Source organism: Nocardioides sp. JCM 18998, from assembly GCF_055391535.1.
Genome location: NZ_AP043886.1, coordinates 4,283,282 through 4,308,712, shown reverse-complemented (window position 1 = coordinate 4,308,712; position 25,431 = coordinate 4,283,282). Strand labels below are relative to the sequence as shown.

The 25,431-nt window shown below is 72.3% G+C and carries 24 protein-coding genes; 14 read left to right on the top strand and 10 right to left on the bottom strand.

All coding sequences use genetic code 11. From position 1 onward, the window contains the following. Positions 1-5 precede the first annotated feature (5 nt). Positions 6-2,294 (top strand): ComEC/Rec2 family competence protein, encoded by a 2,289-nt coding sequence (locus ACZ5L9_RS20235; protein WP_464531807.1) that lies wholly within the window; start codon positions 6-8, stop codon positions 2,292-2,294. 43 nt (positions 2,295-2,337) lie between these two features. On the opposite strand, the gene holA is transcribed toward ACZ5L9_RS20235, so the two are convergent. The 3 genes from holA to ACZ5L9_RS20220 all read right to left on the bottom strand — a co-directional run bounded on the left by holA (position 2,338) and on the right by ACZ5L9_RS20220 (position 4,783). Next, the gene (gene holA, locus ACZ5L9_RS20230; protein WP_464531804.1) at positions 2,338-3,288 is read right to left on the bottom strand and encodes a DNA polymerase III subunit delta; all 951 of its coding nucleotides are present in this window, start codon (positions 3,286-3,288) and stop codon (positions 2,338-2,340) included. Positions 3,289-3,431: 143 nt separating this feature from the next. Next, positions 3,432-3,689 carry a 30S ribosomal protein S20 gene (gene rpsT, locus ACZ5L9_RS20225; protein WP_464531800.1) on the bottom strand — a complete coding sequence of 86 codons (258 nt, stop codon included), beginning with the start codon at positions 3,687-3,689 and terminating at the stop codon, positions 3,432-3,434. 146 nt (positions 3,690-3,835) lie between these two features. Then, positions 3,836-4,783, bottom strand: coding sequence for a phosphotransferase (locus ACZ5L9_RS20220; protein ID WP_464531796.1), 948 nt, complete (start codon positions 4,781-4,783; stop codon positions 3,836-3,838). Positions 4,784-4,805: 22 nt separating this feature from the next. Here ACZ5L9_RS20220 and lepA point away from each other — a divergent pair, with 22 nt between their 5' ends. Then, positions 4,806-6,680, top strand: a complete 1,875-nt coding sequence (gene lepA / locus ACZ5L9_RS20215) for a translation elongation factor 4 (RefSeq protein WP_464531792.1) — start codon at positions 4,806-4,808, stop codon at positions 6,678-6,680. Between the two features lie 74 nt (positions 6,681-6,754). On the opposite strand, the gene ACZ5L9_RS20210 is transcribed toward lepA, so the two are convergent. Then, positions 6,755-8,227: an MFS transporter gene (locus tag ACZ5L9_RS20210; protein ID WP_464531788.1), complete on the bottom strand. Its 1,473-nt coding sequence runs from the start codon at positions 8,225-8,227 to the stop codon at positions 6,755-6,757. 87 nt (positions 8,228-8,314) lie between these two features. Between ACZ5L9_RS20210 and ACZ5L9_RS20205 the strand changes: the two genes are divergently transcribed. Both ACZ5L9_RS20205 and ACZ5L9_RS20200 read left to right on the top strand, forming a co-directional pair. Then, complete coding sequence (locus ACZ5L9_RS20205) at positions 8,315-8,740, top strand: MarR family winged helix-turn-helix transcriptional regulator (RefSeq protein ID WP_464531783.1); 426 nt, start codon at positions 8,315-8,317, stop codon at positions 8,738-8,740. 89 nt (positions 8,741-8,829) lie between these two features. Beyond that, complete coding sequence (locus ACZ5L9_RS20200; RefSeq protein WP_464531779.1) at positions 8,830-9,471, top strand: hypothetical protein; 642 nt, start codon at positions 8,830-8,832, stop codon at positions 9,469-9,471. A 26-nt stretch (positions 9,472-9,497) separates the two neighbouring features. Here the strand turns inward: ACZ5L9_RS20200 and ACZ5L9_RS20195 are convergent, their stop codons facing one another. Continuing rightward, positions 9,498-9,818 carry a transcriptional regulator gene (locus ACZ5L9_RS20195; protein ID WP_464531775.1) on the bottom strand — a complete coding sequence of 107 codons (321 nt, stop codon included), beginning with the start codon at positions 9,816-9,818 and terminating at the stop codon, positions 9,498-9,500. Next, positions 9,815-10,267: a hypothetical protein gene (locus ACZ5L9_RS20190; protein ID WP_464531770.1), complete on the bottom strand. Its 453-nt coding sequence runs from the start codon at positions 10,265-10,267 to the stop codon at positions 9,815-9,817. Before ACZ5L9_RS20190 ends, ACZ5L9_RS20195 begins: the two co-directional genes overlap by 4 nt. Positions 10,268-10,327: 60 nt before the next feature. On the opposite strand from ACZ5L9_RS20190, the gene ACZ5L9_RS20185 reads away from it, so the two are divergent. Next, positions 10,328-11,218, top strand: a complete 891-nt coding sequence (locus tag ACZ5L9_RS20185; RefSeq protein WP_464531767.1) for an aminoglycoside phosphotransferase family protein — start codon at positions 10,328-10,330, stop codon at positions 11,216-11,218. A 19-nt stretch (positions 11,219-11,237) separates the two neighbouring features. Here ACZ5L9_RS20185 and ACZ5L9_RS20180 read toward each other — a convergent pair whose 3' ends face one another. Beyond that, complete coding sequence (locus ACZ5L9_RS20180; protein WP_464531763.1) at positions 11,238-11,753, bottom strand: nitroreductase family deazaflavin-dependent oxidoreductase; 516 nt, start codon at positions 11,751-11,753, stop codon at positions 11,238-11,240. A 90-nt stretch (positions 11,754-11,843) separates the two neighbouring features. Here ACZ5L9_RS20180 and ACZ5L9_RS20175 point away from each other — a divergent pair, with 90 nt between their 5' ends. The 6 genes from ACZ5L9_RS20175 (at position 11,844) to hemW (ending at position 19,920) form a co-directional block, all read left to right on the top strand. Further along, the gene (locus ACZ5L9_RS20175; RefSeq protein WP_464531760.1) at positions 11,844-12,503 is read left to right on the top strand and encodes an MOSC domain-containing protein; all 660 of its coding nucleotides are present in this window, start codon (positions 11,844-11,846) and stop codon (positions 12,501-12,503) included. 128 nt (positions 12,504-12,631) lie between these two features. Continuing rightward, positions 12,632-13,369 carry a hypothetical protein gene (locus ACZ5L9_RS20170; protein WP_464531756.1) on the top strand — a complete coding sequence of 246 codons (738 nt, stop codon included), beginning with the start codon at positions 12,632-12,634 and terminating at the stop codon, positions 13,367-13,369. Next, complete coding sequence (locus ACZ5L9_RS20165) at positions 13,369-14,931, top strand: DNA polymerase Y family protein (RefSeq protein ID WP_464531754.1); 1,563 nt, start codon at positions 13,369-13,371, stop codon at positions 14,929-14,931. The genes ACZ5L9_RS20170 and ACZ5L9_RS20165 overlap by 1 nt, the downstream gene beginning before the upstream one ends. Before the next feature lie 69 nt (positions 14,932-15,000). Next, a complete protein-coding gene (locus ACZ5L9_RS20160) occupies positions 15,001-18,420 on the top strand; it encodes an error-prone DNA polymerase (protein ID WP_464531749.1) in 3,420 nt (1,139 codons plus the stop codon). A gap of 54 nt (positions 18,421-18,474) precedes the next feature. Continuing rightward, positions 18,475-18,663 carry a PspC domain-containing protein gene (locus tag ACZ5L9_RS20155; protein ID WP_464531746.1) on the top strand — a complete coding sequence of 63 codons (189 nt, stop codon included), beginning with the start codon at positions 18,475-18,477 and terminating at the stop codon, positions 18,661-18,663. Between the two features lie 30 nt (positions 18,664-18,693). Further along, positions 18,694-19,920, top strand: coding sequence for a radical SAM family heme chaperone HemW (gene hemW / locus ACZ5L9_RS20150; protein ID WP_464531741.1), 1,227 nt, complete (start codon positions 18,694-18,696; stop codon positions 19,918-19,920). Between the two features lie 57 nt (positions 19,921-19,977). Here the strand turns inward: hemW and ACZ5L9_RS20145 are convergent, their stop codons facing one another. Further along, complete coding sequence (locus tag ACZ5L9_RS20145) at positions 19,978-20,826, bottom strand: DUF3097 domain-containing protein (RefSeq protein ID WP_464531736.1); 849 nt, start codon at positions 20,824-20,826, stop codon at positions 19,978-19,980. Positions 20,827-20,883: 57 nt separating this feature from the next. After that, complete coding sequence (locus ACZ5L9_RS20140; RefSeq protein WP_464531732.1) at positions 20,884-21,579, bottom strand: hypothetical protein; 696 nt, start codon at positions 21,577-21,579, stop codon at positions 20,884-20,886. Between the two features lie 160 nt (positions 21,580-21,739). Between ACZ5L9_RS20140 and hrcA the strand changes: the two genes are divergently transcribed. The 3 genes from hrcA to ACZ5L9_RS20125 are packed head-to-tail and all read left to right on the top strand — an operon-like array spanning position 21,740 to position 24,727. Then, the gene (hrcA, locus tag ACZ5L9_RS20135) at positions 21,740-22,765 is read left to right on the top strand and encodes a heat-inducible transcriptional repressor HrcA (RefSeq protein ID WP_464531727.1); all 1,026 of its coding nucleotides are present in this window, start codon (positions 21,740-21,742) and stop codon (positions 22,763-22,765) included. Positions 22,766-22,804: 39 nt separating this feature from the next. Continuing rightward, positions 22,805-23,968 (top strand): molecular chaperone DnaJ, encoded by a 1,164-nt coding sequence (gene dnaJ / locus ACZ5L9_RS20130; protein ID WP_464531723.1) that lies wholly within the window; start codon positions 22,805-22,807, stop codon positions 23,966-23,968. Positions 23,969-23,977: 9 nt separating this feature from the next. After that, positions 23,978-24,727, top strand: a complete 750-nt coding sequence (locus ACZ5L9_RS20125) for a 16S rRNA (uracil(1498)-N(3))-methyltransferase (RefSeq protein WP_464531720.1) — start codon at positions 23,978-23,980, stop codon at positions 24,725-24,727. A 103-nt stretch (positions 24,728-24,830) separates the two neighbouring features. Here the strand turns inward: ACZ5L9_RS20125 and ACZ5L9_RS20120 are convergent, their stop codons facing one another. After that, a complete protein-coding gene (locus tag ACZ5L9_RS20120) occupies positions 24,831-25,373 on the bottom strand; it encodes a Gmad2 immunoglobulin-like domain-containing protein (RefSeq protein ID WP_464531715.1) in 543 nt (180 codons plus the stop codon). Positions 25,374-25,431: the final 58 nt, after the last annotated feature.

The following is a 25,431-nucleotide window of genomic DNA, read 5'->3' as shown; positions in this document are numbered from 1 at the left end:
CGGCGATGCGGGATCTCCGGCTCCCGCTCCTCGGGCTGTGCGCCTGGATCGGTGGCCTGCTCGCCGCGCTCGCCACGCACCAGCCGCGGACCGCCGGAGCCCTGGTCGCCTGCGCAGCGGCCGGCGCCGTCGCGCTCGCCGTACGACGCCCGGCTCTGCGGGCCACCGCCGTGGCTGGGCTGGCGATGGTGCTCGCGGTGCTCGCGGTGGCCGGGTTCCGGACGCTGCAGGTGCGACACGACCCGGTGGCACAGCTCGGCGAGCGCGGCGCGGAGGTCGACGTCGTCGCCACGGTGTTCTCCGATCCACGGACGGTGGTCGAGGCGCACGCCACCCAGCAGCTCCTGCGGGTGCAGGTGCGCCGGGTGAGCGGTCGCGGCCACATCTTCGCCGTCCGTGCGCCGGTCATCCTGCTCGGAGACGCGGCGTGGGCTCACGTCCCGCTCGGGGCGACGGTCGCCACCTCCGGCCGGCTGGTCGCCGCCGACGAGGCCGACGTCGCGGCGCTGTTGCTGGCCCACGCCGACCCCACCCCGGTCAGCAGGCCGGGGCCGTGGTGGCGGGCCTCGGCCCACCTGCGTGCCGCCGTCCGTTCCTCGGTCGTGGGCCGTCCCGCCGACGAGCGTGCGATCGTCCCGGCGCTCGTCGACGGCGACGAGAGCGGTGTCGACGACGCGCTTGCCGACGACTTCCGGACGACCGGGCTCACCCACCTGCTCGCCGTCAGCGGCACCAACCTCACCCTCGTGGTCGGCTTCCTGCTCATCGTGGCCCGCTGGGTGGGCGTCCGCGGCCGCTGGCTTCCCGCGATCGCCGCCGTGGGCATCGCCGGCTTCGTCGTCCTGGCGCGCACCGAGCCGAGCGTGCTGCGCGCGGCCGCGATGGGCGCCGTCGGCCTGCTCGCGATGGGCCACAACGGCCGCTCCCGGGCACTGCGCGGACTGGGCGGGGCGGTGACGGCGCTGATGCTGCTCGACCCGGGCCTGGCGATCTCGATCGGGTTCGTGCTCTCGGTGCTCGCCACCGCCGGCATCCTGCTGCTCGCACCCGCCTGGCGCGACGCGCTCGCCCACTGGCTGCCGCGTTGGCTCGCCGAGGCGATCGCGGTGCCCGCGGCGGCCCAGCTCGCCTGCACGCCGCTGATCGCCGTCATCTCCGGACAGGTCAGCATCGTGGCGGTCGCGGCGAACCTTCTGGCCGAGCCCGCCGTCGGTCCGGCCACCGTGCTCGGGCTCCTGGGCGGGCTCCTCGGCCTGGCCTGGCCGTGGCTGGGGCGTTGCTGCGGCTGGCTGGCGTCGTGGTGCGTGGCCTGGATCGTCGCGGTCGCGCGCCACGGCGCGGCGCTGCCGACCGCGGCGATCGACTGGGGGACCGGCGTCCTCGGGATCGGGGTCCTGACGCTGCTCGTCGTCGTGATCGCCCTGGGCGCACCCCGGCTGATGCGACAGCGAGGCATCGGTGCCTGCTGCTGTCTGGCCCTGGTCGTGGTCACGGTGATCCGGTGGCCCACGCCGGGCTGGCCGCCGCCCGACTGGGTCTACGTGGTGTGCGACGTGGGCCAGGGCGACGGGACCGTCCTGCGCACCGGGCCGCACGCCGGGATCGTCGTCGACACCGGGCCCGACCCGAGGCCGATGGACGAGTGCCTGGACCGGCTCGGGATCCGGGACGTGCCGCTACTCGTCCTGACCCACTTCCACGCCGACCACGTCGACGGGATCGACGCGGCCGTCGACGGGCGCCGCGTCGGCCGGATCTGGACCACCCGCCTGCAGGATCCGCCCGACGGGGTCACCGAGGTCCAGCAAGCCGCCCAGCGAGCCGGGGTGGTGCCGACGCCGGCGCCGTACGGGGCGACGGTGCAGGTCGGGGAGGCGACCCTCCAGGTGCTGTGGCCGACGGCGGACTCGCCCACGACCGGACCCGGCGACGGCTCGACCGCCAACGGCGCGAGTGTCGTGCTGCTCGCCCGTACGCACGGCGTCTCGATCCTGCTGACCGGTGACGTCGAGCCGGACGGCCAGGAGGCGATCGCCCGCAGCCTGCCCGGGCTGCAGGTCGACGTGCTGAAGATCCCGCACCACGGCTCGCGCTACCAGGACGAGCAGTGGCTGCTGGGCCTGCATCCTCGGATCGCGATCGCCTCGGTCGGTGCCGACAACGACTACGGCCACCCGGCGGCCTCCACCCTGACCCCGCTCACGGCCGCCGGCGTACGGGTCCTGCGCACCGATCAGGACGGATCGGTCGCCGTCACCGAGGGGGACGACGGGCTCGGCTTCACGACCCGTTGACTCGGCCCCGGGCACCACCGACTCGGCCCCCGGGCACCACCCGTCAGCGGCGCAGGCCCGTGATCGTCAGCACCAGCCGTTCGAGCGTGTAGTCGGGGTCGCTCGCCGCGCCCTTGAGGTCCGCGTCGGCCTGCGCGACCGCGCGGATCGCGGCGGAGAGCCCGTCCTCGTCCCAGCCGCGCGCGATGGCGGGCAGCTTCTTGAGGGCGTACGGATTGATCTCCTTGCGGTTCCCGCCGACGTAGTTGGCCAGCGTGCGCAGCTGACCGGCGATGCTGCTGAGCAGGTAGACGGCGCTGGTGCCGGACTCGATCGCCCAGCGGACGCCCTCCATCGCCTCGAGCCGCCGGCCGGCAAGCAGTGCGTCGGCGATCTCGAAGTTCTTCACCTCGGCGCGGCCGCCGAAGTACTGCGCCACCTGCTGCTCGCCGATCGTCACGCCCGGGAAGTCGCTGACCAGCTGCTCGATGGCCGAGGAGAGCATCCGGAGGTCCTCACCGACCGCCTGGATCAGGAACGAGGCGGCCTCGGTCTCGATCCGCGCGCCGTGCGCCTTCGCCTCGGCGGTGACGTACTTCGGCAGGTCCCAGCTCTTGATCGACTCGGACTTCACCTCGGTGACGGAGGAGAGCTTGCGGAGCTTGGTCAGGGTGCCGCTGCCCTTGGCGCCACCGCCGTGGACCAGCACGAGCGCGACCTCGTCGGCGGGGGTGCCGGCGTAGTCGACGAGGCCCGCGACCGACTCGTCGGGCAGGTTCTCCAGGGCGCGTACGACGACGCAGCGCACGCTGGAGAACAGGCTCGGGGCGCTGAGCTCGCCGAGGGTGCCGAGGGTCAGGTCGTGGGCGAGCGCCTCGGAGAGCTCGGCCTCGGCGTCATAGGCCTTCACCGCGGCGCGCACCGACCGTACGGTCCGCTCGCTGAGGAACTCCTCCTTCCCGGTCACCAGGATCACCCGGCCCAGGACATCGGCGGCGCTCGGTGTGCTCGTCATGATGGCGTCAGCCTGTCACATGTGTCGGAGGGCCGAGTCGGCGGTGTCGGAGGGCCGAGTCGCCGGTGTCGGAGGGCCGAGTCGGCGAAATGCCGAAGGCCCCGTCCCTGGCGGGACGGGGCCTTCGAGGACGGCTCAGAGCCTCAGAGCGAGGCGGCCTTCTTGGCGACCGAGGACTTGCGGTTCGCGGCCTGGTTCTTGTGGATGACGCCCTTCGAGGCGGCCTTGTCCAGCAGGCGGGTCGCGGAGCGGGCCAGCTCGACGGCGTTCTCGGCGCCGGCGTCGGCGGCCTCGCGGGCCTTCCGGATCGCGGTCTTGAGCTCGCTCTTGACGGCCTTGTTGCGCTCGGTGGCCTTGATGGTCTGCTTGTTGCGCTTGATCTGCGACTTGATGTTCGCCATGTGCTTCTTTCAGTCCTTGGGGTTCGGTTCAGTTAGGTCTTCGGTGCGATCCGCCCGGCCCCTCGGGGAAATCAGAGGGGAGAGGCCCAACTGCGAACACGCGACCACCAACGGTACCAGCGGCGTACGAGACGCCTCAAATCCACTCAGTCGTTCCAGCCCCGTCGCTCCGCCAGCCAGGAGTGGAGCACGTCGCGCTGCCAGGCCGCCATCGTGCGCAGCCAGGGGGAGTTGCTCACCCGCGGCAGGTCGGCGGCGACGGTGAAGTAGCCCAGGTGGAGCGCGAGGACGGTGTCGATGTCGTCGGCCGGCACGGCGGCGAGCAGGGGATGGGTCGCGATGTGCGCCTCCACGTCGTGGCCGTCGCCGCGCGGCCCGATCAGGAGCAGCAGCGAGTCGAGCCAGGCGGCGCCGCGCGAGGGCCAGGCCCAGTCGCAGAGCCACCCCTGCCCGCCGGCGCCGAGCAGGAGGTTGTCCTCGCGCAGGTCGCCGTGGACCAGCGTCTCGCCGGCGCCGACCTCCTCGATCCGCGCCGCCAGCTCCCCGCACTCGACCGCATGGGAGAGGTGGGACAGGTGGGTGCGCCACAGACCCGTCCAGGAGCCGACCTCCTCGGCGAAGGTCGGCACGCCCACACCCGGCGCGGGCGTCAGCACTGCGGCCGCGGACACCACCATCGCCGAGCAGGCCGCCAGATCGGGGGCGGACCAGGGTCGTGCCGGGGAGGCGCCGTCGACGTACTCGATGCAGAGCACCACCCAGTCCTCGACCTCGGTCGACCACTGCAGCCGGGGCGCCGGCGCCGACGGCGGCAGCGCGCGCAGCCGCGACACCTCGCCGCGGTACGCATCGGCCACCACCTTCTGCGCCTTGGCCGAGGCGGCCTTGAGGAAGTGCCGGGTGCCGTCGGCGCAGATCAGCACCGAGGCCAGGCCCGGGGTGAAGCCCGCCTGGCTCGACAGGTCCTCGACGACGGGCGACCCCAGCCGGCGCTCCACCTCGGCCCGGACCCGCGGCGGGAGGTGCACCCAGCCGAGCCGTCGCGCGGTACGGCCGACGGGGTAGTCGATGGGGATGGGGGTCGTGGATGCCACGACAACTAGGATGACCGACACCATGACCGCACCTGTGCCCGGATCCACTGATCCCGCGATCATCCGCAACTTCTGCATCATCGCCCACATCGACCATGGCAAGTCGACCCTGGCCGACCGGATGCTCCAGCTGACGGGTGTCGTCGGGGAGCGCGAGGCGAAGGCGCAGTACCTCGACCGGATGGACATCGAGCGCGAGCGCGGCATCACGATCAAGTCGCAGGCCGTACGGATGCCGTGGACCGTCACGGACGAAGCCGCCCAGGCCCATGGTGTCGAGTCCGGGCCCGGCACGTACATCCTCAACATGATCGACACCCCGGGCCACGTCGACTTCACCTACGAGGTCTCCCGCTCGCTGCAGGCGTGTGAGGCGGCCATCCTGCTGGTCGACGCCGCTCAGGGCATCGAGGCGCAGACCCTCGCCAACCTCTACCTGGCGATGGGCGCGGACCTCACCATCATCCCGGTCCTCAACAAGATCGACCTGCCGTCGGCCAACGTCGAGAAGTACGCCGAGGAGCTCGCCAACCTGGTCGGCTGCGACCCCTCCGACGTGCTCCTGACCAGCGCGAAGACCGGCCTCGGCGTCGCCGAGCTGCTCAACGAGATCGTCAAGCAGGTCCCGGCCCCGGTGGGCGACCCGGACGCGCCGGCCCGCGCGCTGATCTTCGACTCCGTCTACGACACCTACCGCGGCGTGGTCACCTACGTCCGGGTCTTCGACGGCAAGCTCACCCACCGCGACCGGATCAAGATGATGTCGAGCGGTGCGACCCACGAGATGCTCGAGCTCGGCGTGATCAGCCCCGAGCCGCTCAAGTGCGACAGCCTGGGCGTCGGCGAGACCGGCTACCTCATCACCGGGGTCAAGGACGTCCGCCAGTCCCGCGTCGGCGACACGGTCACCAGCCAGCACAACGGCGCCGAGGAGCCGCTCGGCGGCTACTCCCACCCCAACCCGATGGTCTTCGCCGGCCTCTACCCGATCGACGGCGACGACTACCCGACACTGCGCGACGCGCTGGAGAAGCTCCAGCTCAACGACGCCGCGCTCACCTTCGAGCCGGAGACCTCCGGTGCGCTCGGCTTCGGCTTCCGGATCGGCTTCCTCGGCCTGCTCCACATGGAGATCACCCGCGAGCGGCTCGAGCGCGAGTTCAACCTCGACCTGATCTCGACCGCCCCCAACGTGGTCTACAACGTCACGATGGAGGACGGCACCGAGATCGAGGTGACCAACCCGTCGGAGTACCCCGACGGCAAGGTCAACGAGGTCCGCGAGCCGATCGTGAAGGCCACCATCCTGAGCCCGGCCGACTACATCGGCACGATCATGGAGCTGTGCCAGATGAAGCGCGGCACCCTGCTCGGTATGGACTACCTCTCCGAGGACCGCGTCGAGATGCGCTACATCCTGCCGATGGGCGAGATCGCGTTCGATTTCTTCGACCAGCTGAAGTCGAAGACCAAGGGGTACGCCTCGCTCAACTATGAGTTCTCCGGCGACCAGGCCGCCGACCTGGTGAAGGTCGACATCCTGCTCCAGGGCGAGCCCGTCGACGCGTTCTCCGCGATCGTGCACCGCGACGCCGCGTACGGCTACGGCGTGATGCTGGCCGGCAAGCTGCGCGAGCTCATCCCGCGCCAGCAGTTCGAGGTCCCGATCCAGGCCGCCATCGGCGCGCGCGTGATCGCCCGCGAGACCATCCGCGCCATCCGCAAGGACGTCCTCGCCAAGTGCTACGGCGGCGACATCAGCCGTAAGCGCAAGCTGCTGGAGAAGCAGAAGGAGGGCAAGAAGCGGATGAAGATGGTCGGCCGCGTCGAGGTCCCGCAGGAGGCCTTCGTCGCCGCGCTCTCGACCACCCAGCCGGCGGAGAAGGCCAAGAAGTAGTCGCAGAGCGACACACCACCAGGCCGGCCCGGGCGCATCGCGCCCAGGCCGGCCTGTCTCTTGTGCGGGGGCCGTCAGGCGGCGTACTCCTCCGGCAGCTCTTCGAGCTCGGCGTCCTGCGCGGGCACCTCACGGCGCCGGACCACCCCGAGCAGGGCGATCGCGGCGCCGGCGATCGCGACGGCGCCGGCGAAGGCCAGGCCCGGCCGGTAGCCGTCGAGCACCGCCTGCGGTGTCGCGTCACCGACCGGAGCCGACGACGCCACGATGGCCGTCGTGATCGCCAGGACGATCGCCGAGCCCACCTGCATCGAGGTCTGAAGCACTCCGGCCGCGAGGCCCTGCTCCTCGTCCTCGATGCCGCTGGTGGCCTGGATGTTGACGGCGGGGAAGCCGATCCAGCCCGCACCGATCAGCACGACGGCGGGCAGCAGCATCGTCCAGTACGACGGCGCGGTGTCGATCCGCAGGAAGGCGAGGTAGCCGATCGCCATGACCGCCATCGTCACCGCGATGATGGGACCGGTGCCGAAGCGGTCGACGAGGCGACCGGACACGAACGCCGACCCGGTGACCATCAGCCCCACCGGCAGCAGCGCCATCGCGAGCCGGATCGGTGACCAGCCCAGCGTGTCCTGTAGGTAGAGCGTCACCAGGAACTGCCAGCTGAAGTAGGAGCCGGCGATGGCGATGATCGCCAGGCTCGCCCGCAGCAGGGTCGGCTTGCGCAGGATCCCCAGTCGGATCAGCGGGTGCCTGACCCGCTGCTCGACGGTGACGAACGCGGCGAACAGCGCGACGACGAGGGTGAAGGATCCGATCGTCCGCGGGGAGGCCCAGCCGTGGCTGGGCGCCTCGACGACGGTGTAGACGAGCAGGAGCATCGGCGCCGCCGAGAGGAGCGCGCCCCAGAGGTCGTGGCCGCCCTCCTCGGCGGGCCGGTCGCGCGGCACCAGGACGGAGGCCGCCGCGAGGGCGATCAGCGCGACGGGGACGGGCAGCAGGAAGGTCCAGCGCCAGCCGACGTCGGTCATCAGGCCGCCGAAGATCAGGCCGGAGGAGTAGCCGCCGGCGCCGAAGACCGTGTAGATCGACAGGGCCTTGTTGCGGGCCCGGCCCTCGGCGAAGTTGGTCGTGATGATGGAGAGTCCGGTCGGTGCGGTGAACGCCGCGGCCAGGCCCTTCACGAACCGCGTGAGGATCAACAGGGGCCCGGTGCTCACCAGGCCGCCGGCGAGCGAGGCGACGGCGAAGACGGCGAGCGCGATGAGGAAGACGCGCCGGCGCCCGAGCAGATCCGCGGTGCGTCCGCCGACGAGCAGGAGCCCGCCGTAGCCGAGGACGTAGCCGCTGACCAGCCACTGCAGCGTCGAGGTCGAGAGGTCGAGCTCCTTGCCGATCGAGGGGAGCGCGACGCCGATCATCGAGACGTCGAGCCCGTCGAGGAACAGCACGATGCACAGGGTGAGCAGCATGGCCCAGGTCCGGGCCCGCCAGGAGATGCCGACGGCCTGCGGGTGCTCATCAGGTGGAGGGGAGGAGGTCATGGATCCGACCATTCCATGCGTGTGCATTGAATGCAAGGACAAATAATGTTTGTGCAATTGTTAGTGAAACCGGCTAGCATGCGCGACATGGCGACAGGATCCGCGGCCCCTTCAGCGGTGGAGACCGGGGGCGGCTGTCCGCAGGAGCGACTCGAGGAGTGGCGGGTGCTGCTCGATCGCCACGCGATGCTCAGCGCGGCCCTCGAGAAGGCCCTGCAGGACCGGCACGGCATCGGGCTGAGCGAGTTCGAGACCCTCGATCGCCTGGTCGACGCGAACTGCGGCAGCTACCGCATGCAGGACCTCGCCCGCGACAGCCACCTGAGTCAGAGTGCGCTGTCTCGCGCCGTCGCGCGGCTGGAGAAGGCCGGGCTCGTCCGGCGCGACATCTGCAGTGACGACCGGCGCGGTGTCTTCGTGTGCCTCACCTCCGACGGCGCGTTGATGCATCGTGACGCCCTGCCGACGCACCGCGGGATCCTGGTCGAGACCTGGGACAGCGTCGGCTCCTGAGAAAAGCGGTCCGAGAGGCGGGCCGGGCGCTTGCAACCTCTCGGGTGGGTGTGGCGTCGTAGAGACGTACGCCTACTCCGGAGGTTCCTGTGCGCGCGATCCTGTCCGTCCTGCTGCTGGCCGCATCCGGCCTGACCGTCCTGCTCGCCCCGCCGTCGTACGCCGGGACCGGTTCGGCCCCGCAGGCCTCCGGGCCGGTGACGTCCGTCGTGGTGGTGCGTCCCGTGCGGGCGGACGGCACCCCCTCGTCGGGCTGGACCGTGCGTCGCGAGCGTGGCCGGGCCTTCTGCGACACGGCGTCGTCCGCCGCGGTCCGGTCCGGGATCGCCTCCTGCTCGCCCTCGGCCGCCTACCTCCCGGCGTGCTGGCGCTCGGCGCACCACACCGTGCTGTGCGTGCGCGACCCGCGCCAGCACGAGCTCGTCCGGGTGCGGTACGCCGGCACGTTCCCCCAGGTCGCGAAGCCCGCGGTCGCGACGCCGCTGGCGATGAGCCTGTTCGACGGCACCTACTGCCAGATCCGGATCGGCGGGGCGTGGGGAGTGCCGTCCGGTCACCCGCGCTGGGTCGGGTTCGACTCGTGCGATGCCGGTGGCGACGTCTACGGACCGCGCCGGGACGACGGCATCATCCGGACCAGGCCGCTGTGGTGGGTGCGGCAGGTGGAGGACCTGAAGGACGTGCACCACCGTGCCGTCCGCACCGCCTACCTGGTCGGCACCGCACGCTGATCCGCCGGTGCGTCGGCATGCGAAGCTCAGGGCTGCGGTGGCGTGCCGGCGAGGATCGCCTCGAGCGCCGCCCGGTGGCGGGCGTACGCCTTCCTGCCGGCACCGGTCGCCTGGTACGTCGTCGTGCTGCCGCGGCCCCGTCCGCTCTTGCGCGCCGTCGCATAGCCGGCGGTGACGAGCGCTGTCATCTGCTTGGACAGGTCGGACTCGCTCACGCCGAGGTGGGCGCGGAGCGCACCGAAGTCGGCTCCGGCGGAGCGACTGAGCAGCGCCATCGCGGCGAGCCGCTTGGGCGCGGTCAGGGTCGGGTCGAGCCCGTCGAGGGCGGAGCCGGTGGCCTCGCTCATCCGAGCCGCTCGCGAGCGCGGCGCGCTGCGGCCGCGTAGGCCTGCTCGTACCGAGCGATCGCCGGAGTGACGCTGGCCAGGGCGAACGCCGCGCCGAGCCACGGGCTGATCCAGATTCCGAGAGCGGCGGTGCCGAGCACGCACAGCGTGGCGCCGGCGACGAAGAGCCAGATCGGGCGATGGAACTCGCGAGGCGCCGGCCCGGTCGGCATCACGCCGCCGCGATAGCGCACGTACCAGCGCACGAACCCGGCTTCGGCCGCGATCAGCGCCAGCACCGCCAGCAGCCGGATCGGGTCGTCGAGCAGCCCGAGAGCGAGGGTCACGAGGGCCGCCCAGAGGCCGACGGCGAGCGGATACCAGCGCGGGGTCGGCGGATAGTCGGTCCACGGCGCAGCCTCGGCCCGATCGGCGCCGCGGAGCGCCGCACGGATCTCATCGCTTTCCATATCAGCAAGCTATCGCGTGCTTTCCAATCCGGCAAGTGATCGGTTGGCTAGGGTCGTCGCGTGATCCCGCCGACCCTGCTCGCCCATGCCGAGCGCGGGCCGGAGTGGGCCGCCTGGATCGATCGGCTGCCCCGACTGGTGCGGGAGCTGCTCGAGGAGTGGTCGCTGACGCCCGACGGCGAGACTGCGCACGGGGAGACCGCACTCGTCCTGCCCGTACGGACGCCGGGCGGACGGCCCGCGATGCTCAAGGTCGGCTGGCCGCACCCGGAGGCCGAGCACGAGGCGCTCGCCCTGCAGCACTGGCACGGCCGGGGTGCCGTACAGCTGCTCAAGGCCGACCCGCACCGCTGGGCGCTCCTGCTCGAGCGGCTCGATGCCGAGGACCTCGGCGACCAGTGGGACCTCGATGCCTGCGGCATCGTGGCCGGTCTCTACCGGCGCCTGCACGTGCCGGCGCCGCCGCAGCTGCGGCTCCTCTCCGAGCAGGCCGGGCGCTGGGTCGAGGAGCTCGGTGCGCTGCCCAAGGGGGCGCCGTTGCCGCGCCGGATGGTCGAGCACGCCCGGGCGCTGGCGAAGGACCTCGCCGCCGACCCGGCATGCGACGGCACGCTGATCCACACCGACCTGCACTATGCCAACGTGCTGCGCGACCCGGTCGACGACACCTGGCGGGCGATCGATCCCAAGCCGCTGTCGGGTGACCCGCACTACGAGCTCGCCCCGATGCTCTGGAACCGCTTCGACGACCTCGCCGGGCGGGTCCGCGACGGCATCCGCGACCGGTTCTTCGCGCTGGTCGACGGCGCCGACCTCGACGAGGACCGCGCTCGTGCCTGGGTGATCGTGCGGATGATGGTCAACATCAAGGGCGAGCTGCTTGCCAACGCCGCCCCGGACCGCACGTGGACCTCGATGATGCTGACGATCGCCAAGGCCGTCCAGGACTGAGGCCTCCCGGCGGCGCGGCTCAGCGCTGCTGCAGGATGAAGATCCGCAGCCGGCGATCGGTGATCCGGCGCTGGTAGCGCCGGTAGCCGGGATAGATCGACTCCGAGCGGTCGAGCACCACAGCGGCCTCCTCGTCGGTCGCTGGCCGCGCCAGCGCATCGATCGTCGCCTCGCGATAACTCACCGTGAGGCGCGGGTTGGCCTCGAGGTTGAAGACCCAGGCCGGCGTCGTGGCAGAGCCGAAGTTGGAGCCGATCAGGGCGAGCGTCTCCTCGTACGGGACGGCGATGAGGTGGGTGCGACGCGGCTCGCCGCTGCGGCGCCCGGTGGTGACGATGTCGAGCACCGGCAGTCCGGCGAGGACTCCGGGGACGCTCTGCTGTCCCTTGCTCATCCGCGCGACGACGTCGTCGATGTGCGCCAGCGTCAGCTTGAACATCGTCGCGCCGACCGCGCTCGCGCCGAACGCCTGCATGCCGCGCTGCAGGGTGTTGGGGGTGCGGTGCTCGTAGCCCAGGTCGCTGGCGAATCCCATGCCCGGACGCTAACGCCGAATCCGGGCCGCGCACAGCGTGCCGTCGGGAACCGAATGGCGAAGGAGGGCGGAGGCGAGCAGAATGCGCCCATGCCTCGCGTCATCTCCGTCAACGTCGGTCGACCCCGGGACGTCGAGTGGGCCGATCTCGGCTACACGTCGATGGAGAAGAGCGTCGTCGAGGGCCCGGTCAAGGTGCACCGCAACGGCCTGGTGGGTGACGTCGTCTCCGACACCAAGCACCACGGCGGCCCGGACCAGGCCGTCTACGCCTTCTCCCGCGAGGACCTCGACCTGTGGGCCGACCGCCTCGGGATCGAGCTGCGCAACGGCTCCTTCGCCGAGAACCTCACCACCGAGGGGATCGACGTCAACGAGGCCGAGGTGGGGGAGCGCTGGCGGATCGGCACCGTCGTGCTCGAGGTCTGCTCGATCCGCACCCCGTGCAACGACTTCAAGAACTGGATGGGCGTCATCGGCGCCGACAACAAGGGCTGGGCCAAGAGGTTCGCCGCCGAGAGCCGGCCCGGGCCCTACCTCCGGGTGATCGAGGAGGGCGTCCTCCAGGCAGGCGACGAGATCGAGGTGATCCACCGGCCCGGGCACGGGCTGACCGCCACGGCGCTCTTCCAGGCGATGAACCTCGACCACAGTCGACGTCCCGCCTTCGCGGCGGTCCCCGCGGCGATGGCCGCGCTCGGCGCCGAGCCCCGGGCGAAGGTCGAGGCGTACGTCGCCACGCATGCCTGAGGCGGCTGGTGCGCCGCCGGGATCGTGCGTGAGGCCCTCGCCCCGTTCCGCGTACGACGTCTCTGGGAGCACGCCTGAGAACCCGGCTCCGGCTTGATTTGTTCGAACAAATGTTCGAACATGGATGAGTGGCAAGGCGACGTAGCGAGGAGCGGCACCAGCGAAGCGAGCGCCCTGCTCTTCTCGCCGATGGTGACACCCGGGTCGATCTCGACCGGCTGCGGGAGCGCATGCGCCGGATGGAGGGCGGCCTCGGCGGCCCGGGCGACATGGCCCGGCCCGAGCTGGAGTCCCTGCCCGGACTCGCCCAGGTGCTGCGGCTGCGAGCCGGTGGGAGCTACCAGGTCGAGGGTGCCAGCCTCGCGCTCGCGCTGCTCGCCGGCCCCTCCCGCGGCGGCGCCTGGTGCGCGGTGGTGGGGATGCCCGACTTCGGCGCCGAGGCCGCCGCCGAGCTCGGCGTGGTGCTGGAGCGGACCATCCTGGTCCCCGACCCCGGCCCGTCCTGGCTGGAGGCGACGGCGGCCCTGGTCGACGTCGCCTCGCTGGTGCTGGTCCGTCCGGGAGACCGGGTGGCGGAGGCGGTCGCGGCCAAGATGTCGGCCCGGCTGCGCAAGCGCGGTGCGGCCCTGCTCTCCCTCGGCCCCTGGCCGCGGGCGGAGGCGGCCGCCCGGGTCGTCGCGCCGCGCTGGTCCGGGCTCGGTCGCGGCGAGGGGTACCTGCGCTCGCGCGAGGTCGTGGTGGAGGTGCGGCGCGGAGCCGCGCCGCCCCGGCGTACGACCCTGCTCTTCCCGGGACCCGACGGCACGCCGCTCGCGGCCGGCGTGGAGCAGGCCTCCTCGGTCGTGCTGGGGGAGGTGGCGGTCTGATGCACAGGGTTCCTGAGGAGCGAGCGCAGCGAGCGTCTCGAAGGATCCTCGTCGTCTGGTGCCCCGACTGGCCGGTGGTCGCCGCGCTCGCCGAGCGCGACCTGCCCACCCACCTGCCGGCGGCGGTCCTGGTCGCGAACGCGGTGCACTCCTGCAACGGTGCCGCCCGCGACTTCGGCGTCCGCCGGGGGATGCGGCGCCGCGACGCCCAGGCCCGCTGCCCCGAGCTGGTCCTGCTCGACGAGGTCCCCGAACGGGAGGTGCGCGCCTTCGAGCGGGTGCTCGCCGCGCTCGAGGAGCTGCGCCCCGGCGTGGCGCCGCTGCGCCCGGGCCTGGCCGCGCTGCGCTCGCCGGGCCGGTTCTACGGCGGCGAGCCCGAGGCCGGCGCGGTGATCGCCGAGTGCCTGGTCGGGCTCGGTGTGCGCGACGTCCGGCTCGGTGTCGCCGACGACCTCTTCACCGCCGAGCAGGCCGCCCGACGGGCCGCGGTGCAGGAGACGACGGTGATCGCCGAGGGAGCATCGGGGGAGTTCCTCCGGGCCCTGCCGCTCGAGGTCCTCGACGAGCCGGAGACGGTGAGCCTGCTGCGCCGCCTGGGGCTGACCACCCTCGGCGACCTGGCCGGGCTGCCGGCCGCGACCGTGCGGTCCCGCTTCGGCGACCGGGCCGCCTGGGTCCACCGGGTCGTCCACGGCGGCGGGGCTCGCCCGCTCGCCGCCCGTACCCCTCCGCCCGAGCTGACCTGCGAGATCGACTTCGAGCCGGCGCTCGACTCCGCCGAGACGGTCTGCTTCTCCACCCGTCAGACCGCGGAGCGGTTCGTCGCCCAGCTCGGTCAGCGTCAGCTGGTCTGCACCGAGGTGGTGATCGCGGTGGAGGCCGACGGCGCGCTCGCCTCGGAGCGGCGCTGGCTGCACCCGCGCTGGTTCGCCGCCACCGACCTGATCGACCGGCTGCACTGGCAGCTGGTCGGCTCGCTGCGGGTCGGGGACATCCGCTCCGCGATCACCCGTGTCCGGCTCACCCCGGAGACCGTCGTCCCCGAGTCCGACCACGCCGACGGGCTCTGGGGCGGTACCGACGCCCGGGTCGAGCGCGGCGTGGCGCGGGTGCAGGGGATGCTCGGCCAGGGCGCGGTGGTCGCGCCGGTGCTGCAGGGCGGTCGCAGCCCGGCCGACCGGCAGGCGCTGGTGCCCTGGGGCGAGAAGGCCCCGGCGCTGCGCCCGCGCGCGCTGCCGTGGCCCGGCTCGATCCCGGCCCCGGCCCCGGCCCGGGTGTTCGCGACCCCGTGGGAGGCCGGTGTGCTCGACGCCGCCGGCCGCGCGGTCACCGTGCTCGACCGTGGCTCCATGACGGGCGACCCGGCCCGCTTCCGTCCCGGCGCCGGCGAGGAGTGGCAGCCGGTCGCCGCCTGGGCCGGCCCGTGGCCGGTCGACGAGCGCTGGTGGGAGGGCGGCGGGGGCCGCCCGATGCTGCGCTTCCAGATGGTCGGCGTCGACGGCCGCGCCTGGCTGGTCACGTTCGACGGCACGGCCTGGGTGACGGAGGCGGCGTATGACTAGCGCGGTGGTCGGTCGGGTTCGAGGCTCGCTGTGCTCGCACCTCGACCCCCGGTGGGGAGGGACCGTCTGATGGGCTGGAACAACCCACCGATCTCCTGGCGGGAGCTCGAGCGCCGGCTCTCCGGGAAGCCCGCGCCGAGGGACCCGCACGGCGACGCCCCGATCTCCCGGCACCGGAAGCGGATCGAGACGCTCGACGTGCAGCGGCCCGAGGGGCCCGTCACGCCCTACGCCGAGCTGCACGCCCACTCGACCTTCAGCTTCCTCGACGGTGCCAGCGATCCGCGGGCGCTGGTCTCCGAGGCGGTCCGGCTCGGACTGCACGGGATGGCGCTGACCGACCACGACGGCTTCTACGGTGCGCCGCTGTTCGCGGAGGCGGGGAAGGCGGCGGCCGGCTTCCGGACGGTCTACGGCGCCGAGCTCTCCCTCGGCCTGACCGCGCCCCAGCTCGGTGTCCCCGACCCTGGAGCAAGCACAGGGGGCACCCATCTCTTGGTTCTCGCCCGGGGCGTCGAGGGCTACCACCGGCTCTCCGCGGCGATCACCGACGCCCAGCTGCGCGGGGACGAGAAGGGCCGGCCGGTCTACGACCTCGACGAGCTCGCCGAGCGGGCGCAGGGGGAGTGGCTCGTCCTGACGGGCTGCCGCAAGGGCTTCCGTACGCGCGAGGCGATCGACCGCCTGGTGGGCCGCTTCGGGCGCGACAACGTGGTGGTCGAGCTGACCGGGCACGGCTCCCCAGAGGACTCGACGACTCACGATGTCCTCGCCGGGCTCGCGCGTGATCTGCGCCTCCCGATCGTGGCGACCGGCAACGTCCACGCCGCCCGCCCGGAGCACACCAGGCTGGCGGCCGCGATGGCCGCCATCCGCGCCCGTCGCAGCCTGGCCGAGATGGACGGCTGGCTGCCGAGCGCGCCCGCGTACCTCCGCTCCGGTGCAGAGATGGCAGAGCGATGGCGTCGTCATCCGGGCGCGGTGGCGCGCAGCGTCGAGATCGCCGACGCCTGCGCCTTCGACCTGCAGAAGGCCAAGCCCGAGCTGCCCAAGCGCCGCATCCCCGAGGGTCATACCGCCGCCAGCTGGCTGCGGGTCCTGACGGAGCGGGGCTTCGTGGAGCGGTACGAGAAGCCGTACGCCCACGACCCGGCCTTCGTGGCCAAGGCGCGCCAGCGGGTCGAGGACGAGCTCGCCACGATCATCCGCAAGGACTTCCCGGGCTACTTCGTGATCGTCCACGACATCGTCCGCTTCGCCCGCAGCCAGAGGATCCTGTGCCAGGGCCGAGGGAGCGCTGCGGCGAGCGCCGTCTGCTACGCGCTGGGGATCACCGCGATCGACCCGGTCTACTACGCCCTGCCGTTCGCGCGGTTCATCTCCGAGCACCGGCTCGAGGAGCCCGACATCGACGTCGACTTCGACTCGGACCGGCGCGAGGAGGTGATCCAGTGGGTCTACGACACCTACGGCCGGCGCAACGCGGCCCAGGTCGCCAACGTCATCACCTACCGGCCGAAGATGGCCGTCCGCGACGCCGCCAAGGCGCTGGGCTACTCACCGGGCCAGCAGGACGCCTGGTCCAAGGGGCTGCAGAGCTGGAGCGGGATCGACGAGGAGGCCGGGCTGCCCGCGCAGGTGCGGCAGCTGGCCGAGGGCTTCCTGTCGGCGCCACGCCACCTCGGGATCCACTCCGGCGGGATGATCCTCACCGAGCGGCCGATCGGCGAGGTGGTGCCGATCGAGCGGGCCCGGATGGAGAAGCGGACCGTCCTGCAGTGGGACAAGGACGGATGCGAGTACATGGGGCTGGTGAAGTTCGACCTGCTCGGCCTCGGCATGCTCTCCGCGCTCGACCACATGATGACGCTGGCACGCGAGCACTGCGGGGATGCGTGGGAGCTGGCGACCATCCCCAAGGAGGAGCCGGCCGTCTTCGACATGCTCTGCCGGGCCGACTCGATCGGCGTCTTCCAGGTCGAGTCCCGGGCACAGATCGGCACCCTGCCGCGGTTGCGGCCGCGTTGCTTCTACGACCTGGCGATCGAGATCGCCCTGATCCGGCCCGGCCCGATCCAGGGTGGCGCCGTGCACCCGTACGTCCGGCGCGCGACCGGCAAGGAGCCGACCACCTTCGCGCACCCGTTGCTCGCCGACAAGGAGGTCCTCGGGCGTACGCGCGGGGTGCCGATCTTCCAGGAGCAGCTCATCGAGATGGGCCGGATCCTGGGCGACTTCAGCGCCGACGACGCCGACCTGCTGCGCCGCGCGATGGGCTCCAAGCGAGGGGTGGAGCGGATCGAGTCGCTGCGCGCGAAGCTCTTCGAGGGGATGACCGAGAAGGGCCTGGACGCCGTGCAGCAGGAGGCGATCTACACCCAGATCATCTCGTTCGCGAGCTTCGGCTTCGCGGAGTCGCACGCGCTCTCCTTCGCCAAGCTGGTCTACGCCTCGTCGTGGTTCAAGCTGCACTACCCGGCCGCGTTCCTGGCCGGGCTGCTGCGCGCCCAGCCGATGGGGTTCTACTCACCCCAGTCGCTCACCCAGGACGCCCGCCGCCACGGCGTGGAGGTGTTGCGGCCCTCGCTGCTGCGCTCCGCCGCCGTCGCCGACCTGGAGCCCACGGACGTCGAGCCTGCCGAGACGTCTCGACAGGCTCGACGTCCGTGGCGAGCGGAGTGCCTGCGCGACGGACCTCAGGAGGGCACCCCGTGGGTCCCCGGCACCCCCGACCCGACGCCGCAGCACCGTCGCGACGGGGCGTTCGCCGTACGGCTCGGACTCGACTCGGTGCGCGGCATCGGCAAGGAGGTCGCGGAGCGGATCGTCGCCGCCCGGGCGGAGCGGCCCTTCCGCGACCAGCTCGACCTGTCACGGCGCGCCGGCCTGGAGCGTGCCCAGCTGGAGGCGCTCGCCACTGCCGGCGTCTTCGCCGAGGCCTTCGGCGGCCAGGACCGTCGCCAGGCGCTGTGGGCCGCCGGCTGGACCGAGCGACCCGACCAGCTCGAGGGGATCGGGCTGGCGATCGAGGCGCCGCAGCTGCCCGCGATGCACGCTGTCGAGGAGACCCTGGCCGATCTGTGGGCGACCGGCGTCAGCCCCGACGGGCACCCGTTCGCGCACGTCAGGGCCCGGTTGAAGGAGTACGGCATCCCGGCGATCACCGAGCTGCCCGCGTACGGCACCGGGCGCACCCTCACCGTCGCCGGGCTGGTCACCCACCGCCAGCGCCCGGGGACCGCGGGCGGGGTCACCTTCCTCAACCTGGAGGACGAGACCGGCATGCTCAACGTGGTCTGCAACGAGACCGTCTGGCAGCGGCACCGCAAGCTGGTGTCCTCGGTCAACGCGTTGCTGATCGAGGGCAGGCTCGAGCGCAACGAGGGCGCCACGAACCTGATCGCCGTGCGGATCGGCGGCCTCGCGCAGGTCTACCCCGAGGCCGCCCAGGCGCTCGCCGAGCGGCACCGGTCGCGCGATTTCCGGTGAGGCTCAGGGATCTTCCCGATGGGGTGCCGCCGGCGCGAGGCGCACAGTGGAGGCGTGACCACCAGAACGCTCACCCGTCCCTCCGACGACCGCTGGATCGCCGGCGTGTGCGCCGGCCTCGGCCGCCGCTTCGGGATCGATCCGAAGGCGGTCCGGATCGCCTTCGTGATCTCCTGCCTGCTGCCCGGCCCGCAGTTCCTGATCTACATCCTGCTGTGGATCCTGATGCCCCGCGAAGACTGAATCGCGACGCCATCGCGTGACAATGGGCGCATGCCCTCCGCACTGCCCGTCGGCGATCCCGCACCTGCCGATGGCAGCCTCCCCGCAGCCGCGCTGAGCACGCTGGGGGAGAAGGGTCTCGGCTTCTACGTCCACGTGCCGTTCTGCACGGTGCGCTGCGGCTACTGCGACTTCAACACCTACACCGCGACCGAGCTGGGTCCGGGCGTGAGTCGGCAGACCTACGCCGACCAGGCGATCGCCGAGATCCGCCGGGCCCGTACGGTCCTCGGCGACACGGACCGCCCGATCGACACGATCTTCTTCGGCGGAGGCACCCCGACCCTGCTCCCGGCCGCCGACCTGACCGGGATCGTCGCGGCGATCCGCGAGGAGTTCGGGTTGAGCGCCGACGTCGAGGTGACGACCGAGGCCAACCCCGACAGCGTCGACCTGCGCTACCTCGACGAGCTCCGCGCCGGCGGCTTCACCCGGCTCTCGCTCGGCATGCAGAGCTCGGTGCCGCACGTGCTCGCCGTCCTGGATCGCACCCACGACCCGTTGCGCGTCCCGGCCGTGGTGGAGTGGGCCCGCGCCGCGGGATTCACCTCGCGCGACTCCGGCGGGGTCAGCCTCGACCTGATCTACGGCACGCCGGGTGAGTCGATGGCCGATTGGCAGCGCTCGCTGGAGGACGCCCTCTCCTGCGGTCCGGACCACATCTCGGCCTACAGCCTCATCGTCGAGGACGGCACCGCGCTGGCCCGCCGGGTGCGCCGTGGCGAGCTGCCGATGCCCGATGACGACGACTTCGCTGACAAGTACGTCGTCGCCGACGAGCGCCTCCGGGCGTACGGCCTGAGCTGGTACGAGGTCTCCAACTGGGCCACCGACCCGGCCCATGCGTGCCGCCACAACCTGCTGTACTGGCGCGGCGGTGACTGGTGGGGTGTCGGACCGGGCGCGCACAGCCATGTCGGCGGCGTCCGCTGGTGGAACGTCAAGCACCCCGCCGCGTACGCAGACCGGATCCACGCCGGCGTCAGCCCGGCCCATGGCCGCGAGACGCTGAGCGCGGAGAACCAGCGCGTCGAGCGGGTGATGCTCGAGCTGCGCATCCGCGACGGCCTGCCGTTGGACGCGCTCGACGACGATGGTCGCGGGGCCGTGCCCGAGCAGGTCGAGCGCGGACTCGTCACGCTACGAGACCAGCGGCTCGTGCTCACCGACGCGGGCCGGCTGCTCGCCGACGGCGTGGTGCGCGACCTGCTGGTCTGAATCCCACGCATCACCCGTGGCACGTGCGGACCATCGCCCTGACATGTTGCGGCGCCGTCAGCCCACCGTGACGAAGTCGATCAGCTCCTCGACCCTGCCGAGCAGGGCCGGCTCCAGGTCGTCGTACGTCTTGACCTTGGACAGGATGTGCTGCCACGCGCGGGCGATGTCGGCCTGGTCGCGGTGTGGCCAGCCGAGGTGCTGGCATACGCCCTTCTTCCACTCGATCGTGCGAGGGATCGTCGGCCACGCGCGCAGCCCGAGGCGGTCGGGCTTGACCGCCTGCCAGATGTCGATGAACGGGTGACCGACGATCTTGACGCTCGTGCCGTGCGGGCCGCGCATGATCGCCTCGGCGATGCGCGACTCCTTGGAGCCTCGGACGAGGTGGTCGACCAGGACGCCGACGCGTCGCTCGGCGCTCGGCTTGAAGTCCTTGAGGTGGTCGGCCAGGTCGTCGACGCCGCCGAGGTACTCGACCACGACGCCCTCGATGCGGAGGTCGTCGCCCCAGACCCGCTCGACCAGCTCGGCATCGTGCCGGCCCTCGACGAAGATCCGGCTCTGCCGGGCGACCCGCGCCTTGACGTTCTCGACCGCGATCGAGCCCGATGCGGTGCGCTTGGGGCCGGACGGCGCGGCCGCCCGGGGCACCGGCGCGGTGAGGATGACCGGCTTGCCCTCGAGCAGGAAGCCCGGGCCGAGCTCGAACGTCTTCCGCTTCATCCGGCGGTCCTCGAGGGTGACCGTGTTGAGCTGGCGGTCGACGGCGACGATCTCCCCGACGAAATCGCTCTGCACCTCCTCCACGACCGCACCGATCTCGGCGGGCGCGGGGACCGCGCGGCCGTTCTTCGGCGCGCGCCAGTCGGTGGTGAGGACGTCGGTGGTGTAGCGGTCGGCCATGTGACGAATGATCCCAGGAGTCCCAGCCGCCTCAGCGGCCCCACGCCGCCGGGAGGCTCAGCAGAGTCCGGCGTGGAGCTCGTCGCGCAGCAGCGTGCCGAGGTCGGCACCGGAGCGGGCCGCGCGCGGGAACGCGAGCCGCAGCCGGTGACCGCCGTCGATCTCGACCCAGTCGATCGCCAGGCCCTCGGCGCTCAGGTCGCTCAGCGAGGCGGCGATCACGCCGTCGGGGTGCAGCCCCTGGCGCAGGGAGACCGCTTCGCGCAACTCCTCCTCGTGGACGCTGTTCGCGTGGTCACGCCAGCGCTGGAGGTAGCCGCGGTTGAGGGCGAGCTCGTCGGACGCGAAGGCCATCGCCGGGACCGTCACCCGCTCGCCGTCGAAGGTGAGCCGGACGCGCTCGACCTCGACGACCACGACGTCGCGCAGCTCGCCGCAGCAGGAGCACCGGTCGAAGCCCGTACGCCGCAGCGAGCCGGCCAGCGCGAGGCTGGCCGCGCGCTCGCGGGTGCCGGGCTCCCCGATCCCGCTGCCGAGGGTGAGCAGGCACGCCCGGCCCTCGCCGGCGGCACGGGAGAGCGCTCCGCCGATGCGGCAGGAGAAGGTCGGCACGCCGTTCGTCTCGATCATGCCCAGCCGCGGATCGTCGGCGGTTGGGTTGGCGACGTCGGCCACGACCAGGTCGATGCTGGCGGGGCAGGACAGGATGCTGCGCGCGGTCTCGGCGGCGCTGACGGATCGGGTGACAGTCATCACGACTCCTCGATAGGTAAGGCTTACCTAATCAGATTCTCGCGGCCGGAACAAGCGCCGCGTCCGTGGGAGATCCGGCTCGACGCGCTAGCATTGGCACTCATCACCGCTGAGTGCCAGACGCTTCGCGGGGGCTGAGCGGAACCAGGAGGACACGACGATGCAGAACGAGCGCCGGTTGGACGTTCTCCGTGCGATCGTCGAGGACTACGTCGCCACCGAGGAGCCGGTCGGCTCCAAGGCGCTGGTCGAGCGGCACGGGCTGGGCGTGAGCTCGGCGACCGTGCGCAACGACATGGCCGCGCTGGAGGAGGAGGGGTACATCACCCAGCCGCACACCAGCGCCGGCCGAGTCCCCACCGACAAGGGCTACCGGCTCTTCGTCGACCGGCTCACCACCGTCAAGACGATGAGCGCGGCCGAGAAGCGCGCGATCACCAGCTTCATGGCCGGTGCGGTCGACCTCGACGACGTCGTGCAACGCAGCGTGCGCCTGCTCAGCCAGCTGACCCGTCAGGTCGCCGTGGTGCAGTACCCCACGCTGAGCCGCAGCACGGTGCGTCACGTCGAGCTGGTCGCGCTCGCGCCGACGCGGCTGCTCGTCGTGCTGATCCTCTCGAGCGGCCGGGTCGAGCAGCGGGTGGTGGAGCTGTCGGCCGCCATCGACGACGAGACCCTGGCGGGGCTGCGGTCCTCGCTCAACGGCGCCGCTGCCGGCGAGGTGATCGCCCAGGCCGCGACCCGGTTGCGCGAGGTCGCGGAGCGGGCCGACGCCGGCTCGGGGTCCGGTGCCACCGGCGTGGTCGTCGCGGCCCTCATCGAGGCGATGAGCGACCACCGCTCCGATCAGCGCGTCGCAGTCGGCGGCGCCAGCAACCTGGCTCGCTACGGTGACAGCTTCGACACCGCCGTCCGCCCGCTGCTGGAGGCGCTCGAGGAGCACGTCGTGCTACTCAAGCTGATGGGCGAGGCGACCTCGGGCGGCCTGATCACCGTCCGGATCGGCGCCGAGGGTCCCTACGAGCAGTTCGCCCAGACCAGCGTCGTGGCCACCGGCTACGGCCCGAGCGACGACGCCCTCGCCTCGCTGGGCATCGTCGGCCCCACCCGCATGGACTATCCCGGGACGATGGCCGCGGTGCGCGCCGTCGCCCGCTACCTCAGCCACATCCTCGACGAGGCCTGAGGCCTCGGTTCGCTGCATCAGAGAGTCGGAAGAGAACACGTGGATCCGTACGAGCTCCTCGGCGTCGAGCGCGACGCCGACGACGCGACCATCAAGAAGGCCTACCGCAAGCTGGCCCGGCAGTACCACCCGGACGTCAACCCGGACCCTGTCGCGCAGGAGAAGTTCAAGGAGGTCTCGCACGCCTACGAGATCCTCTCCGACCCGCAGAAGCGGGCGGCCTTCGACCGCGGTGGCGACCCGTTCGGCGGCGGTTTCGGCGCGGCCGGCCAGGGCTTCTCCTTCACCGACATCATGGACGCGTTCTTCGGTGGTGGCGGCCAGGGCGGCACCTCCGGCGGGCGCGGTCCGCGTCCGCGCACGCGCCGCGGCCAGGACGCGCTGATCCGGCTCGACATCGAGCTGGCCGAGGCGGCGTTCGGCGTCACCCGCGAGCTCAAGGTCGACACCGCCGTCGTGTGCGACACCTGTCACGGCGCCGGAGCGGCCGCGGGCACCCAGCCGAAGGTCTGCGAGACGTGCCGCGGTGCCGGCGAGGTCGCCCACGTCCAGCGCTCGTTCCTCGGCGAGATCCGCACCCTGCGCCCGTGCGCGGCATGCCGCGGCTACGGCTCGATCATCGCCGACCCCTGCCGCGACTGCGCCGGGGACGGCCGGGTCCGCTCGCGCCGCACGCTCACCGTGAAGATCCCGGCGGGCGTCGACACCGGCACCCGCGTGCAGCTCTCCGAGCAGGGCGAGGTCGGCCCCGGCGGTGGCCCGGCCGGCGACCTCTACGTCGAGATCGAGGTCGCCCGGCACGACACGTTCACCCGGCACGGTAACGACCTGCACTGCACGGTCACGGTCCCGATGACCGCCGCGGCGCTCGGTACGACCATGACGCTGCCCACCCTCGAGGCCGACCTCCCCGACCAGGACATGGCGCCCGGCGACCCGGCCACCAGCTTCGACCTGGAGATCAAGGCCGGCACCCAGTCCGGCGCCGAGCAGGTGCTGCGCGAGCGCGGCGTTCCCGGCCTGCGCGGGGGTCGAGGCAACCTGGTCGTCACGATCCAGGTGGAGACCCCGAGCAAGCTCGACGCCGCCCAGGAGGAGCTGCTCCGCCAGCTGGCCGCCCTGCGCGGCGAGGAGCAGCCCGAGGGGCACATGCGCGCCTCGACCAAGGGCGTCTTCGGTCGCTTCCGCGACGCCTTCAAGTGAGCCGCTGACGTGAGCCTGCCCGTCCACCTCGTCCCGACGCTGGCCGGTGTCGCGATCGGCGACGCCGTCACGGTCGACGGGGACGAGGCCCACCACGCCGTCGCCGTACGCCGCCTGCGGGTGGGGGAGGCCGTGGTCCTGACGGACGGAGCGGGCGTCGCGGTGACCGGGCAGGTCGCCACGACCGGCAAGCGGGTCTTCACCGTCACGGTCACCGAGCGCACCGACGCGCCCGAGTCGACCCCCCGGGTCACGGTCGTGCAGGCGCTGCCCAAGGGGGAGCGCGGCGAGCTCGCGGTCGAGGTGCTGACCGAGATCGGTGTCGCCCGGATCGTCCCCTGGGCGGCGAGCCGCTCGGTCGCCGTATGGAAGGGTGAGCGGGCCGAGAAGTCGCTGGCCAAGTGGCGCTCGACCGCCCGCGAGGCGGCCAAGCAGGCCCGCCGGGCGCACTTCCCGGAGGTGACGCCGATGGCCTCGACCGCCGAGGTCGTCGCCCTGCTGGGCGCCGCTCCCGACGCGGTCACGGTGGTGCTGCACGAGGAGGGCGGGCGGCGGCTCCGAGACGTCACCCTGCCGGAGGCAACAGGCGAGATCGTCGTCGTGGTCGGACCCGAGGGCGGTCTGGCCCCCGAGGAGATCGCGGCCTTCGAGGAGGCCGGGGCCCTCACGGTGCGGCTGGGCACCGAGGTGCTGCGTACCTCGACCGCCGGCCTCGCCGCGGTCAGCGCGCTGCTGGCGCGTACGTCACGCTGGGGCTAGTCGGTCGGTCCAGCAAGGTATGCAGCCGAACCCGCGCCTCCCACGGTGAGTTCCGCGAGGGAAGCGTCGGTTCACCTGCATACCTCGCGAACCAGCAGCGGCGCTACTTCTTCACGAAGCTGATCGTCGCCGAGGGCGGCTTGGTGCCCTCCTTGTTCGAGTCGTCGTCGACCCGCGCGGTGAACGTGTAGGTCCCCGACTGCAGCGCCGAGACGTCGATCTGCGCGCTCCAGGGGTAGGCCTTGTCGAGCCAGCCGTCGGCCGTCGCAGCGCCCGAGACCAGGATGCCGTCGGTCGGCGAGTCGATCTCCCACGGCACGTTCGCCTCGGGGGAGTTCGCCATCCCTGAGACGCTGAGGGTGGAGCTGACCGACTTGCCGCTCTCCGGCGATTCGATGCTGATCGAGGCCGGGGCGATGCCGTCGCCGGTGTCCGTGTCGCTCGCGGTCGCGGCGGCCTCGCTGGGCGCGGTCGTCACGGCGGTGGTCGCCGCCGGCGACGAGGCTCCGACGGGGGCGATCGACGGGTCGGCGGCGGTGTCGTCGGAGGAACCGCAGGCGGTCACAGCGAGGAGCAGGAGGGCGCCGGCGGCAAGTGCCCCGGAGGCACGGCGAAGGCCGGTGGATCGGTACCACGACACGGTCATGGGCACGAGTATGGCGTGCGCGCGAGCGCGAAGTGGGTTCACCGTGCCCGGATGCGGG